The following is a 15,837-nucleotide window of genomic DNA, read 5'->3' on the forward strand; positions in this document are numbered from 1 at the left end:
GTTTATTTATTAGGCGAGTTTGCGATGCAAATGTATATAATACAAGTATATTCTTATGAGAAAATCACTATTTATTTTAGGTGTTTATTTTGCAGAAGAGGCTAATTATCTGTAAGTAAGCTTTTTGTCCTTTTTTTTTCTATTTGTTTTGGGTAAAAAAATTATTCTTTAGGTTGATACTCAGGATGCCCTGTTTGCCATAGGGCGAAAGCAAAAGCATCTGCATATTTCTCATAGATCTCTTGAGTGCTATTATTCATCCCTGCATGACCATCTTCAAAATTCACGTTAAATAGAATAGGGTTGTCAGAGGTATTATATGCCTGTAATTTTGCAACAAATTTAGCATGATCCCATATAACTACTCGTCCGTCTTTCATACCCCCAGTTACATAAGTAGCGGGATATTTTTCTCCTTTTTTGATATGGTGATAGGAGTCCATTTCTAATAACCCTTCAAATTCTTCTTTTATTTTTACGGTACCAAATTCTTTAATACTATTTTGACCATTAGGTTGAATCTCTGAGCGAAGCATATTAAGAGCAGGAGACGATAAAATGACAGCACTGTATAAATCAGGTCTATCTGTCATTGCTCTTCCTGCAAGAATCCCCCCAGCACTAGTTCCCCAAATCACACACTTATCAGGATTGGTATATCCTTCTTTTATCATATACTCTGTACAGGCAATCATATCTTTCCAGGTATTAGGTTTAGTAGTTTTATAGCCCGCTTTATGCCATGCATCTCCTTTCTCACCACCACCGCGTACATGGGCAATGGCTACGATACCTCCTTCTGTTACCCATGACAAAAGAGTAGGGTCAAAAAAAGGAGTGCCAGGACTTCCATACGATCCATAGCCATAAAATAGAACCCTTGTATCTTTATTCTTTTTATAATCGTTGTTTCGTATAATAGATAAAGGAACCAAAACACCATCATGAGAGGGGATTTCGATTTCATCTACTGTTACATTGTTAAAATCGCTGTTCTCTGTACTGGCATCAATATTTTCTGGAATAAAAATGTTTTTGGATATATCATAATAATAAGAAGTAGTCGTATTGATATATCCTCCTATAGAAACTTTTAAAAAATCAGACTGTGCTCCCAGAGACTTAATTTCTATTTTACCAGAAGGAGCGGGTAGGGGTATTTCTTTTACAGTAGCATTCTTGTAAAGAAAGAGTTTTGCGATAACACTATTTTTTTTGGTAGTAAAAAACAACCTTTTATCAGTTACTACAAAATCTGTGATGACTTCGTCATCTTTTTCAGGAATCAAGACGTTAGAAGTATCAAAATTGGGAGAATCTATAGAGGTTTCACAAATCTTATAATGAGAAGCATTTTTTGCAGATAAATAGATAAGTTTATGATCTCGCAATACAATTTTTTGAACCTTATCAGCTTGTTTACAAAGAGGCTTCCAGGGAATTCCTTTTGCGGTGAGGTCTTTTTCTTTTTTATAATAGAAATCATCAAAAGCAGAAACACCTCCAACTTTGGCAACAAGATACCCATCATTAGGGGCATGATTACGTACAAACGGAAAATCTTCGGGTTTTAAACCCATGCTTGGATTATTACTTTTAGAAAAAATATCCACCAGTATATCAGGATCACTACCTATGGTATAGCGTATGGCCTTGGTATTCATCCAATATTGATCACTTGTTGGGTCTATGATAGGAAAATGCACATAGATAAACCCATTATTGTCTGATTCCCATTGTATCCCCCCGATTGTAGGAATACAATTTTTAATAATTTGCGGAAAAACCTTTTTGGTCGCTACCTCCTGGATAATTATTTTGGATGCTTCTTCTCCTTTTTTAGAAAGACTTATCGCTATTTTTTCTCCCTCCCAATCAGGTTGTATATAGTTGATGTGGTATTTCTCTGTATTAGAAAAAGTAATAGGATCGTATAACAAAAACTCTTTTGCATCATGTTGTTCACGATAGTATAACTTATAGCTTCCTTCTTCTGCATATGATTTTAGATAAAAACAGCGCCCATTACTTAAGGTTTTGATTTTAGAGGCATCAAATTTCTTTTTCTTATCATAGGCTAGTTGCCTATCAATAATTTGTTGCCTTGCTGGGATACGTTTTAGAGTAGTACGAGCATACTCCCCTTGTTGTTGTAACCAGTTGATAACGGTAGTATCTTTAAGATTTTCCAGATTACGATAGAGGTCTTCTACTTTATAGCCGTGGTAGGTATCTATAACAAGGCTATCTTTTATTTTTTCTTGAGAAACTGCCGTATAGCCTACTATTATAAATATATAGCATAGTACAGAAGAATGTAGTATGTGAGATATCATACTAAAACAAAAATTTTTTTGTGTTCTCAAGATAAGTTATTTAATTCTCTTTTCTACTTCTTTTTTACCAGCAGGCGTAAGTATAGAATGAGATGTTTCTTTGATAAAGATCATACCATCAAAATTTTTACCTGGTGATATATCAAAAGCAGGTGTTATCCCATAATCCAAGCTCCAACTAGCACCATTAGAATACGCCTTTCTTTCCTCACTTAAAAAGGTAGCGATTGTTTTAGAGTGTAGTGATTTCACAAAATCAATAAAGAAAATATCTTTATTGGCTTGCGCAAAATACCAGTCTAAGCTTCCTTCTTTGGCAGGAGGAAGAGTAAAAACTGCATTTTTATCATATTTTTTTTCTTTAGCATTATAATTTATAGCCCTAAAACTTCCTTGATTGGTAGAAAAACCAATAGCATAGTATTTTTCTCCCAGATATCTTTTTAAAACACTTCCCAGAGGGTTTTTGTGGCCATTGGCAAATGCTTCTGGGTTTTTAGCAATATGTCCGTTATGTGCCCAAAGCACCATCTTGGCTTCTGGTTTTTGTTCTCTTAGAATTTCCAAAACGGTTTGTGCCATATATTCGTCTCGAATATTATAATCAAAGCTTTTTCTATACGTTACATCCCCAGATTCAACACCTTGTATAATTTTTCTTATATCAGAAACAGCGTTAGAATACTCCTGTTGAGAAGTATTATGAATAAGTCTGAATTCATGAAGTATCAGATAGGATAGCAGTGCATATAATTCTTGTCTTTGCAAAGACATATCGGTTTTGTTCGTTGGGTTTTTTATTTGAAGAAAAAGTGAATCCATCTTAACCCTTGGGTGTGTATCTATTTTTGTTTTTTCTATAAAATTACTAACATTGGCATAAGCCGAATCCAATGCTACTATTTGTGTATCGACCCCCATAAATTTTACTTTTTTATTATCGGGAGCTGATCGGTTATAGTCTCTTATCCATTCGATCATCTCTAGTACCTCCTCGGTATTCCAAATCCAAAAACCTTGAGCTGTTAATGCCTCTCTGCTAGTACCTGTACCATATAAAACATAGTCATTTATTGGTTTGCACCCTATATGACTAGCCTCTATTGCAAAAATGGTAAATCCCATTTCTTTGACCAAAAACTCTAGCATACGGTGTTTCATCTGGAAAATTTCTTTACTACCATGACTGGTTTCTCCCAGACCGACAACCTGTACATCTTTTAAAATAGGCTTTAAACCCATAAGATCAGTAAGACCAGTTGTTGCTTTTACACTTTGTAAAGGGATTGATGTATTCTTGATCCATGAGATCACACTATCTTTTTGTGCTTTCCTTCTGTTTTGTAATTGAATATGTTCTTTTTGTGAATATACTTTATATTTTGAAACAAGATAACTACCATCAATGTTGTCAATATATTTTTGTCTGGTAGCACCTGTAAATCTTTTAGGAAGAAGTGGGCTAACTTCAAAATGATATATACCACTTTTTTTTATAGGTAATTCAACGATTTCCAATCCGTTTTTTCCATTAGGAGCGTCAAATCGTTGTAGGGTATCGTTATTGGGTGAGAAAGCTATGATTTGCAGATCTACATTTTTTTGTAGTAGATGCAATTGTAGTAATTCGCCATTATTTAAGCTTACTTTATATAAATGTTTTTCAACTCCTTTGATCTGGATGTCCTTACCTTGTTCAAATTGAAACGATGTTTCTTGTGCGATAAGGTGTATTGTACAAAACAGAAATAAGGAAAAAAGAACCCATACTGTATTCTTTTTTATAAGAATCATTGATCTCAAATTAAACACCTCAAATTTTATGGTTGGCATATTTACTTTTATTTCTTAAAGAATGGATTGTGTTTTATTCTTTAGGTTGATACTCAGGATGCCCTGTTTGCCAAAAGGCGAAAGCAATTGCATTAGCTATATCTGTATATTTTTTTATTTGAAAACTGCCTATTACTCCATGTCCTGAATTAAAATCTGGATAAATTAAAATTGGGTTATTTGAACTCGATGCAAGTTGCAATTTGGCACCAAATTTTATAGATTGCCATGGAGCGACTCTAGAATCATTTAACCCCATTCTTAAAAGTACTGCGGGATAGTGTTCCTTTTCTTTAATACTGTGATATGAATCCATCTCTAACAAAGCTTTAAACTCGTTAGAATTTTTTATTGATCCAAATTCTTTAGCTAAATCAGCACCATTGACACCGTTTTCAGATCTTATAGGATTTAAAATCCCATTATCTATTATACAGGCACCATATAAATCTGGTCTTTCAATAAAGGTTTTACCTATAACTATTCCACCTGCACTGCCACTCCATATCGCAATTTTTTTCTTGGATGTATACTTGTTTTTAATTAAATATTCGGAGCAAGAGATAAAATCTTTCCATGAATTTGATTTGGTAGATTTAAACCCTCCTTGATACCAATTTTCTCCTTTTTCCCCTCCTCCTCTTACATGGGCAACTGCATAAATACCACCTTCTAGAGCTGGTAACAAAAAACCATAATGAAAAATTGGAGGCATGATTGCTCCATACGCTCCATATGCTCTCATGATTACTGGCGTAGTTCCATTTCGGGGAGTTTCTTTATTATATATTAGAGATAAAGGAATTTTTTTTCCATCCCAAGATGTTACTTCTATCTCTTCTATAATTAAGTTTTTAGATAATTGTGTTTTTTCGTTATTAGAAAACAAAATGGATAACGACGCATCCTCAACGAGTCTTTGATTGATTACATCAAAAGTATATCTCATAGGCTTGTTAAGCCATCCTTGAAGTGTTGCTGATAAATAGTTGTCATTTGAACCAAAAGAAAACAAATTTATTTTTCCTGTAGAGAAAGGTAGTTTTATCTCTTTTTCATTTCCGTTAGACACCTTGTATAATTTACTAATTACTCCATTAGTTTGGGTGTAATAGAAAATACCTTGTTTAGTTAGTACAAAGCTTTTAATAATTTCATTTTCTTTTTCCTTTGCAATAACCTTTGGGTTTTCAAAATCGGGATTCTTAATACTTGTTTTGCATATTTTAAAATGGGGAGAATTTTTAGAAGTTAGATAAACAATACTATCTTGATCTTGATAATATAATTTTATTTTTTCTGATTTATTAAATAAGGGTTTCCATAATATATCTGGATTTTTCCAATTTTTTATAGGTTTATAATAAGAATCAAAATATGGAGAAGAACTAGAGACTGTTCCAATTAAATAATTATCTTCTGGATGATCAATATAGATAATTGGGAAATCTTCGTTTTGAATTGAAATCTCTTGTACAGCATATTTTGAAAAATAATCAGTTGATATATGACTGTTTAGATTATAAATTTTAACTTTAGAAAGTAGATTATTTTGATTAGTATTTTGTTTTTCGGGATCGACCCATGTATATAAAAATCCAGAATTATCGGGTAACCAATTAATACCACCTATTGATGGTTTTACAGATCGTATATTAGTTTGTTGGTAATTTTTGGTTTTTAAATCATATACTATTAGATCCGAAGTTTCTCTTCCCTTATATGATAAACAAATAGCAATTTTTGAGCAATCCCAGGATGGTTGAACATCTGTTATGGAATATATGTAATTATCTTCAGGGTTATATTCTTTAGTATTAAAGATTTTTACTGACCTTTTGTTTTCTATACAATAGAGAGATGTATGGTTAGACTCAACATCTTGTTTTGTATAAAAAGTTCTTTTTTTATAGATTTTCAAGTGATTTAGATCACTTTTAAGGATTTCATTATTTATTTGTTGATACTTTATGAGTGTATCGATTCTTGGGATCGAATCCAAAAATGATTGAGATATTTTGGATTGATTTTTTAACCAATTGAGAGTAGTTGGATTCTTTAAATTTTCGTAATCTCTGAAACGATCGACTAAAGTTGTGCCAGGAATAGTATCTTTAATTATGTCTTTATGATACCAATTTTTAAGTTCTTTTTTAGTGAGAAGTTGCTTTTTGATTTCCTGAGTATACCCCAAGAAGGAGCTGCAAAAGAATAAAAAGAGGAATACGTTTTTCATAGACTGATAACAATTTTTAATTGTAAACAAAACAGTGAGTTTTACTTATAAGTACACTTACTTCATGGCTTGATCTAGGTGTCACGTTTCTTAAAATATTATAGATAAAATATCAGTGACACTTTTAAAAAGGTTCTTTTCTGAAACACACCCATTAGACAATATATGATATTGTCTGATCAAAATTATAAAACCAATAATTATCTTATTTGCTTCTGTTTTAAAAAAACTATTTTATCATAAATAATGTACTATAAGCGTTGACTATCTTATATTACTCTTTAGGTTGATACTCAGGATGCCCTGTTTGCCATAGGGCGAAAGATAAAACATCAGCTCTCTTTTTATAAGCATTAGCTTTGGACGTGTCAAAACCATGTCCTCCTTTCATATCTACAGAAAATAAAATAGGGTTTTGAGAGGAATTTGCTGCTTGAAGTTTTACTGCAAATTTTGCAGGATCCCATGCAACAACTCTCGGATCGTTCAAGCCTGTTGTAATTAAAGTAGCAGGATATGATACCCCATTTTTTATATGATGATATGCATCCATTTCTAATAAGGCTTCAAACTCTTCTTTAATTTTTACAGTTCCAAATTCTTTGATGTTATTAGCACCATTTGGTTGAATTTCTGATCGAATCATATTCATTGATCCTGATTCGATTATTGCGACAGCAAATAAATCAGGTCTTTCTGTTAACGCCCTGCCAATAAGAATACCACCCGCACTGGCACTCCAAATAACAGTTTTGTTTGCTGACGAGTATTTTTTATATATCAAATATTCAGTACAAGAAATTAGGTCTTTCCATGTATTGGGTTTGGTAGTTTTATATCCGCCTAAATGCCAATTCTCTCCTTTTTCCCCACCACCACGAACATGGGGCGTAGCAAAGATACCTCCTTCTAAGACCCATGTAAGAATACTTGGTGAAAAGTACGGAAACATTGAAAACCCATACGATCCATATCCTCTTAGCATAACTGGATTACTACCGTCCTTTTTAATTCCTTTTTTATATACTAGAGATAAGGGTATATCTTCTCCGTCGTGAGATTTGACTAAAAGTTCTTCAACGATTAAATCGTTAAACTCTGGGAAATCAGCTTTGGGTGTTATGTTTTCTTCAATTAACAAATTAGAATTATGGTCAAATCTATATCTTGTAGCACCATTCATCCACCCCTTTGTAGTTATCCAAAGATCATCATGCTCTTTACTTTTTGCAGACAAATTAATTGATCCGAATACTTTTGGTAATTTAATTTTTGTTAACCCATTATGATCTTTACGATAAAGATCAGCCACGACTCCATTGGTGGTAGTACTAAAGAAAAGACCTTTTGAGGTCAATACAAAATCTTTTATAACCGATTCTGGTAATTCTTTAACTATTGTAATTGGATTTTTAAAATCTGGATTTAGAATAGAAGTTTTTCTGATTTCAAAATTTGATGCATTATTAGCCGTTAAATAAATAATACTGTCATGAACTACTCTAAATTTCTTAATTTTTTCATCTTTGGTAAATAATGATTTCCAAAATAAATTTTTGAATTTGTCTTGAGAATAATATGTGTCTGCATAAGGAGAAGCACCTCTAATTTCACCAAATATATATTGATCTGTATTATCTAAAATAGATACTACAGGAAAATCCTCTTTAAGGATTTTTAGCTTAGGATTATTATTCTTTGATAATAGTTCTATCGTATGTTTTGGATCATCATTAAATAAATGAAGAACGGATTTTGTATTTAACAAAAATTTATTTGACTTATTATCAGTGATTGGCAAATGAACATATGTAAATCCAGAATTATCGGGCAACCATTGTATTCCACCTATAGCGGACGGCCAAGAGTTTTTAGTAATAGGTTGTGATATCTTTTTGGAATGAACATCAATAACAAACAGCTCTGAAATTTCCTCATCGTTTTTTGTTAAGCCTATTACAACCTTTGATCCATCCCAGCTGGGCTTACTATAATTAATAATGTATTCCCCATTAGGTCTGAAAAGTTCTACGTCAAATAGTAGTGTTTCTTGCCCCTTTATCCCTTTTTTATAAAATAGTTTTGCGTTACCATCTTTTACATTACTCTTAATATAAAAATAATCATCCTCTTTAGTTATATATAAATCTGAGACAGAAATTACATTTCTTGCATCAAAATCTCTTTGTTTATCAATTAAATAACCTCTTTTAGAGATTTTATTAAGTTCATTTCTTGTATAGTTTTCTTGGGCTTCTAGCCATTTTTTTACTTCAGGGTCATCTAAATTTTCAATTTTTCGGTAGGAATCCTCTATTTGGTGACCATGATACGTGTCTACTATAGTATCAGGTGATAATTTTGGCAAACTACTTTGGCAACTTAAATAGCCAATACTTAATAAACAGATAGAAATAAATGAATTGATTTTCATATAAAAGTTGCGTTAATGATAAGATATTTCATACATATATTCCATTAAGGTATAATCAATTTAACATTCTAATTTACAAACTAAAAAATCATTAGTTAATAATGTGTAAAATATTAAAAGTTTACTGATAGTATAAAACTAAACTTCTTAAGGTTTTTCTAATCAAATAGAAAGAATTAAATTTTAGGCTCTAATTCAAAATTAACTTCTTTATCTAAAATTTATATTAACGATAAAAATCATTTAATACACTTAAGTAAAACTAAATTAGAACCTAAAATTTATTTAAAAATAAAAGATCAATTATTTCGATATAGTTCTCATTGTATAATCACTAGTTGAATTTCCTCCTTTAATATTATTCAACTTTTGAAATTTATATATCTCAAACTTCTTAAGAGATAATTTTTTACTTTTCTCAGGTTTCTTGAATTGATTTTTCATAGCCCATTATTTTGATTTAATATTATTTCAATCAAATATATTGCTTTATTAAAAACAAGGAATATTAAATCTAAAGGTTAAAGTCTAGATTTGTAAATCCAGTACTAAATAAATCAAAACCAACTGTTTTTCAGTTAATTAGTTTTTCTATGTTTTTTATAAAAAATGAAGGATATAATCCGGTTTTTCTGTAAAAAGCTTTTGAAAAAGATTCAGCATTATTAAACCCTACTTCTTCAGCAATATGTTTTATAGAGTATTTTCTAATCTTAGAATTATTTTTTATTTCTTCAATTGCATAATCAATTCTTAAATCATTTATATAAACAGCAAAGTTTTTACCTTCAAATTGATTAACTATTTTTGATAAGTAGGTTGAATTAGTTTCTATAAGATTTGCAACATCCTTTTGTGTTAAATTTTTATTCAAGAATTGATTGTTATTCTCAAAATTCTTCAAGTTTTTTCTGATTTCTTCGACAACCTTATCAGATAAATTAATACTTTTTCCCTGTTTTTTTTTACTTGGAATTTGATTTTTTATTTCCTTTTCTCTATTAAGGTACTGATCAATTTTTCTCTTTAATTTTTTCTGTTTCCAATAATAGTTATAAGTTAAAGACGTAACTATTAATAAAAAAACACTTAAAAAGATAATCCAAAAAGTTGATTTCTCTCTCTTATTTTTTATGTAAGTAATAAGGTTTTGTTTTTCAATCAATAATTCAGATGTATTATATTTCTTCTCAATTTTTTTAGATAAATATCTATAATCATTATTTAAAGTACTATCTATTTTAACTAGACTTTCAAGATAATATAGTTGCTTTTCTCTATCATCTTTAGATTTATAATAATCGATAAATATTTCATAAACCTCTCTCATTTCTGGGTAAACCAATCCTTTTCCTTTAAAAATAGAATCTACCTTACTAAAATGAATCAAAGCTTGATAACTTTTCTTTTGATCATAGTATCCTTTACCAAGATATAAATGTGACGTGGATACATTACCAAAGTCTCCTATTTTTTTTAAACCTGATAATGACTTAAATATACTATCTCTACTTTTTTGATAATCTTTCATGTAGTAATAAGTTATTCCAGACATTGCTGTTAAATAAGGATTATACGAACTATTCTTAGATCCTTTAGATAATTGAAATGCTCTATTCAATATAAAACTAGCAGAGTCATGCTTTCTTAGCCTATTATATCCGTCAGCAATAGCAAAAAGGATTTTTACATGCTTCTTATAATGTAAACTATCATTTTTATAATATTCTTGAATATAATTGTAATAAGATTTAAATGATTTTAAAGCTTCTTTATAATCTCCTAAGTCATTTTTCAGAATACCTATTTTGAAACTAATCTCAGATTTTTGTTCAATATTTCCATTTTTAATTGCATGATCATATGCAAGCAGATAAACATCAAGAGCTTCTTTATGTTTTCCTAATTTATATAACAGTATTCCTTTTAATGAATAAGCTTTTGCGGGGTACTCAAAATGATTACTGTTCTTAGTAAACTTGATAATACTATCTATAATAGAAATAGGATTTTCATTCTTTTTTGTAGTACTAAACATATAAAATGCCTCCGCTATTTTAATACTGTCTTTTGCTTTTTTTGCTTTTTTTAAATAATAATCAACATATTCTTCAGCTAATGCTGGATTATCTTCATTTAGATAAAACAAATTTTCTAATTGAACATAAGAATATTTTTCTAGGGAATCATTCTCTTTAAATTCTTGACTAGTTATATTGAACAGGATACAAGTACAGCAAAAAAAAGATAAGAATATACCTCTTTTTTTATTATGAATAATATGATAATAAAATGATATCAAATTACAAGTATTATTAATAAACATTTAGGAGTCTAAATATATAAATTCCTACCCTATTATTTGTAAATCAAGATTTCTCTCCTTTGTTTCAACGTAATTTCTGCCATTATATTTGACTCCACAAAAAATTAACCAACATGGAGTGTTTAGAATATAATAATAAACATCAGTTTATGTCTGATGTCTTACAAATGTTACACCTTAAAATGGATACCTTTATGTATAATCTAGTACGCCATGCTCCCTATGAGATGATACTGTATGATTGGATCAATAAGCTATATACCAAAGGTACCTCTAGTGATGATGCGGTACAATTGATCTATAAAGCACGCAATATCTTACTGCTTACCCCCAAAAATGGTTTGTGTAGCCCCAATACCCCATAATTGGTAGTGTATCAAGAATAGTGCACATCATAATAACCCACCATAAACTCCCTGCTTATGCTTTTTACACCCTATAACCAATTACCCCCAGAAGAAAAGGCGCTAGTTGCCCACAAAGTCACCATACGCACCAAAGCCCCACAAAAAATTGTAGACGAGGTACTCTCTGTGGTAAACCCCAAAGTAAAAATCAAAAACAAAAATGTGATTACAATCTATCATATCCTAGATAGTGTACAGCAAAAGATTAAAGAAAGAATAAAAGAAAACACCCAATAATACAACCGTCATACCAGCAAGAACCCACCCCAATACATGAGTAATAAATAAACGGTAAGAAAAAAACATGAATGTGATTATCAAACAGATCAAGACTATAGAGCGTATGGATCAGCTGATCCGCTTACGGGCAACAGGAGCACCAGAAACATTTGCACACAGATTAGGGGTCTCAAAAACCAAACTCTATCGTACTATCGATATTATGAAAACCCTAGAAGCCCCTATTGTATATAATGTTACCCTACAAAGCTATGAGTATACAAAATCAGTGGGATTTTCTTTTGGGTTTTTTACAAGACAGCAACGGCATAAGAATGTAAACTATCAAAGTGTTTAGAAGTGTAAAACCGCAAAATTCTAAATGTAAAATGTAAAATGTAAAAGTAAAAATGAATATCGAATACTGAACACTGAATGTTGAAGTTTCTCATTGCGTCGTGATGGATTCCCAATCAAGCTGGGAATGACAAAGGAACACTGAATAAAGATTTATAAATGTAAAATTCTAAAGTGAAAACGAGTTTTTGAATATCGAATACTGAACACCGAATGTTGAAGTTTCTCAATTCTCACTACTCAATTCTCACTACTAATTAATAAAAACCACAATATGAGAGATATTATTCAAGACCTGTTGACACAGGAAGAGCGAGACCAGGCGACGGCACTGGTGGGGCAATTAGAAACCATTTTTACAAGCAAACTGGCGGCATTGACAGAAAAAGAGCGCAGTAGCTATAAGGCTATTAATGAGACCAACAAATTATTTGTAAACAAGGTGTGGGATTACAGACAGCATAGCGATTCGCTAAGTTCTCCCGATGTAGACTGGCAAGAATTTGAAACCGACTACCAAGCTCGTGTATTTGCAGAAAACCTGTTGGGTAGATTAGAGAGTTTGGCATACCGCCTAGAAAGTACCAAAATCCTACATGATTATGATAACTACCAGGATGCGCTTAATGATTATTCATACTCACAATATAGCAAAGGAGCGGGCAAAGCAGGGTTTACAGAAAAAGTAGCAGAACTCAAACAGTTTTTTAATCGTACCAAGAGTACTCCCAAAACAACCCCCGAAGAAGAAGAAGAGTAGTAGGTGCCCCAATTTTTGATCAAAAAACAGCGATTGGGTAAAAAAGACGCTCTGTTGGACCAAAAAGACGTTCCGTTAGACTCAGGAGTCCCAAAATTAGACTTTGAGGTCTCAAAATTAGAGAAGAACCACCCAATTTTGGACTATAGACACCCATCGTTGGACTTTATAGACCCAAAATTGGGACTCCTGAGTCTAAATTTTCATCAAATAGACCCAACGGAAGGTAAAATCGGTCCATCACATTATATAGACCTCCCAAATTTGAGACATGTTGACCCAAAATTGGACATAAACAGTTGAGAAATGAGAATTGTGAAAAAGGAATATCGACGTTTTCTCAATACTCAATACTAATTTATTAAATGTAAAACCGCAAAATTCTAAATGTAAAATGTAAAAGTTAAAATGAATATCGAATACTGAACACCGAATGTTGAAGTTTCTCAATGTGTCGTGATAGATTCCTGATCAAGTCGGGGATAACAAACTATAATTGGTGTGTTTTTATTTGAGGTTTTAAGTTGAGTTTGGTGAATGTGTATTCACTACCAAAGAGATGGAGTGCAAAGGTAGAGTCTTGTAGTTTTAGTTAGTTTACCGGTTCATATAGTTTACTACAACCTACTCAAGTACTCCACCATCTTTGGGAAACTTGTAAAACGAGAAAAGTAAGGAACACTGAATATCGAATACTGAATACTGAATGTTGAAGTTTCTCATTACTTAATCTAAAAACATGTTTAACGTAAAATTAACAATATCAGGAGGTAACAAAATTAGGTGCTAATAAATTAACATAAGTAGGTATGCTAGAATATACTATAAAACTGCAAAATGTAAAATAAAAAAGTAAAAATGAATATCGAATACTGAATGTTAAAGTTAACAATCAACCAAGAACCAAAAACCAACATACTAACAACTAACCACCAAAATTATGGCGTATCCGTATGTTTAATGCGGTCATAATCGGGGTCTACAACTAGGTTTTATTTTATATTTACCCCACCCAAAACCTGATTAGACTTTAGTTAACGTAGACACTTTTTTCAACACACAAACAAACTAAATCTATTGAAGGATGACATCAGATACCATTACCGTTTTGATCAACGGCAAACCCTTACTAGGCTATACTAGTTTTCAGGGCAGGATTACCCAACAGCTCAATGACCATCATTTTTTTGAGGTGTCGTTTTCCTCGTTCCTAGATAAAGATATAGACACCGTTCCTTTTCAGGATCACGATAAGTACCACAATCAGGAGATTTCTATATATTCAGAGAGTGGCGCACTACAGTTTAAAGGTATTATTTTGAGTGTAGGACATACCCACGGTAAAGAAAGCAAAGAGAGTGGTGTGATTTTTAGAGGTACCAGCCCTACTTCTTTATTAAACGATACCATACAATGCCAGAGTTTTGACCAGAATACCTCTTTTCAAAATATAATGAATACCGTATTAGAGGGCTACCCAACCAATCTTATCAATGCCTCTTATGGTAGAGAAACCGATCTACAATTGGGGTATACGGTACAATACAATGAGTCAGACTGGAATTTTATAAAACGTATGAGCGCACGCTATGGGATATATACCTATTATAATGGGGTACAGCTCAATATTGGCAGGAATACAGATACCGTGCAACAATGGCAGGGCAGATTGGGAGAAGATATCAAGGAGTTTAAAGTAAATGATAACTTAGAAAATCATGCCTTTGGGGTACACTATAAGGATGCTACAGTAGATCAGGAATTCTATGCCCATACTACCCAAACCAATAGCAATATCCCCGATACACTCACCCCAACGATACATCGTTCTACAGAAACCTTTGCCAAAGAAAGCACCTATTACTACCCCCATTTGCAAGACGAGCATAGCGGTCAGCAAATGATAGAATATATGACCAAAGTGCAATCGCAAGGCAAATTATCACGTATGATTACTGCTACAGGCACAACAGAGATTATGGGGCTTGCGCTTTGCGATCAGATAGAGGTCATAGGATATAATTATAGCAATGCGCTGTCAGATCAACCTTTTGGGGTATATGAGCTTACCAAGATTACCCATATATTTAATAACCACGGGTATTACCACAATGAGATAGAGGCAGTAATACGAGGATTAGAACACCCACCTTATAGTAATATCTATGCTACCCCCAAGATAGAAGGAATGTCTGCTACTGTGATAGATAATAATGATACACAGGGGCTTAATAGATTAAAACTACAGTTCCCGTGGCAAATAAGTGCGAATAGTACCACCCCTTGGGTACGTTGTCTCAATACGCATGCTGGGGCATCACATGGTAGTTATATGGTGGCAGAAACAGGGGATGAAGTGTGGTGTACATTTCAGGGGGATAATCCAGAACAACCTATAGTTATTGGGGCTACCTATAATCAGAGCGCACCCAGCCCGTATTATGATGCAGAGAATACAAAAAAAGTACTCTATAGCCGTGGTGGCAACGTAGTTATCTTAAACGATGCCGATAATAGTATTACTCTAAAAAACAATAGTGATAGTCATGTGATATTACAAAGTGATGGTAATATGCTAATCAATGCCCCCAATACATTAACATTTAATGCCAAGAATATTGTAATGCAAGCAGAAGAAGATGTAACAGTACAAGCACAGCGTAATATTAATACCGCCTCACAAGGTGATACCGCAATTCTGGCAGAAGGCACAACGACAGTACAAGCCACAGGAGATACCACAGTGCGCAGTGATGCAACCATTACAGTAGAAGCAGTAAGTGATGCAATTCTAAAAGGACAGCATGTAACTGCCCAAGGCCAAACCACAGCAACTCTCAAGGGGCAACAAGCAAAAGTACAGGGGCAAGAAGCCACCATACAGGGAGCCAGTGGCAAAACCGATTACAAATAATAAGGTAACCAATTG

At 32.4% G+C, this 15,837-nt stretch carries 11 protein-coding genes; 6 read left to right on the forward strand and 5 right to left on the reverse strand.

What is annotated here, in order from left to right:
* Window positions 1-161 precede the first annotated feature (161 nt).
* The 5 genes from DG508_RS09880 to DG508_RS09900 form a co-directional block, all read right to left on the reverse strand.
* On the reverse strand, window positions 162-2,336 hold the full coding sequence (locus tag DG508_RS09880) for a prolyl oligopeptidase family serine peptidase (RefSeq protein ID WP_108867985.1): 2,175 nt from the start codon (window positions 2,334-2,336) through the stop codon (window positions 162-164).
* Window positions 2,337-2,372: 36 nt separating this feature from the next.
* Window positions 2,373-4,169 (reverse strand): erythromycin esterase family protein, encoded by a 1,797-nt coding sequence (locus DG508_RS09885; RefSeq protein ID WP_108867986.1) that lies wholly within the window; start codon window positions 4,167-4,169, stop codon window positions 2,373-2,375.
* A 34-nt stretch (window positions 4,170-4,203) separates the two neighbouring features.
* Complete coding sequence (locus tag DG508_RS09890) at window positions 4,204-6,405, reverse strand: prolyl oligopeptidase family serine peptidase (RefSeq protein WP_108867987.1); 2,202 nt, start codon at window positions 6,403-6,405, stop codon at window positions 4,204-4,206.
* A 274-nt stretch (window positions 6,406-6,679) separates the two neighbouring features.
* On the reverse strand, window positions 6,680-8,839 hold the full coding sequence (locus DG508_RS09895; RefSeq protein ID WP_108867988.1) for a prolyl oligopeptidase family serine peptidase: 2,160 nt from the start codon (window positions 8,837-8,839) through the stop codon (window positions 6,680-6,682).
* A gap of 574 nt (window positions 8,840-9,413) precedes the next feature.
* Window positions 9,414-11,165 (reverse strand): AraC family transcriptional regulator, encoded by a 1,752-nt coding sequence (locus DG508_RS09900; RefSeq protein ID WP_108867989.1) that lies wholly within the window; start codon window positions 11,163-11,165, stop codon window positions 9,414-9,416.
* Window positions 11,166-11,278: 113 nt separating this feature from the next.
* Here DG508_RS09900 and DG508_RS09905 point away from each other — a divergent pair, with 113 nt between their 5' ends.
* From DG508_RS09905 to DG508_RS09930, 6 genes are all read left to right on the forward strand, one after another.
* Window positions 11,279-11,530: a hypothetical protein gene (locus tag DG508_RS09905; protein WP_108867990.1), complete on the forward strand. Its 252-nt coding sequence runs from the start codon at window positions 11,279-11,281 to the stop codon at window positions 11,528-11,530.
* Window positions 11,531-11,587: 57 nt separating this feature from the next.
* Window positions 11,588-11,809, forward strand: coding sequence for a hypothetical protein (locus DG508_RS09910; protein WP_103864115.1), 222 nt, complete (start codon window positions 11,588-11,590; stop codon window positions 11,807-11,809).
* 67 nt (window positions 11,810-11,876) lie between these two features.
* Window positions 11,877-12,149 carry a hypothetical protein gene (locus DG508_RS09915; protein WP_108867991.1) on the forward strand — a complete coding sequence of 91 codons (273 nt, stop codon included), beginning with the start codon at window positions 11,877-11,879 and terminating at the stop codon, window positions 12,147-12,149.
* A 273-nt stretch (window positions 12,150-12,422) separates the two neighbouring features.
* Complete coding sequence (locus DG508_RS09920; protein ID WP_108867992.1) at window positions 12,423-12,908, forward strand: hypothetical protein; 486 nt, start codon at window positions 12,423-12,425, stop codon at window positions 12,906-12,908.
* 54 nt (window positions 12,909-12,962) lie between these two features.
* Window positions 12,963-13,211 carry a hypothetical protein gene (locus DG508_RS09925; RefSeq protein WP_234418211.1) on the forward strand — a complete coding sequence of 83 codons (249 nt, stop codon included), beginning with the start codon at window positions 12,963-12,965 and terminating at the stop codon, window positions 13,209-13,211.
* Between the two features lie 781 nt (window positions 13,212-13,992).
* The gene (locus DG508_RS09930) at window positions 13,993-15,822 is read left to right on the forward strand and encodes a type VI secretion system Vgr family protein (protein WP_108867993.1); all 1,830 of its coding nucleotides are present in this window, start codon (window positions 13,993-13,995) and stop codon (window positions 15,820-15,822) included.
* Window positions 15,823-15,837: the final 15 nt, after the last annotated feature.

This window comes from Aquimarina aquimarini (assembly GCF_900299535.1).
Lineage (GTDB): Bacteria > Bacteroidota > Bacteroidia > Flavobacteriales > Flavobacteriaceae > Aquimarina > Aquimarina aquimarini.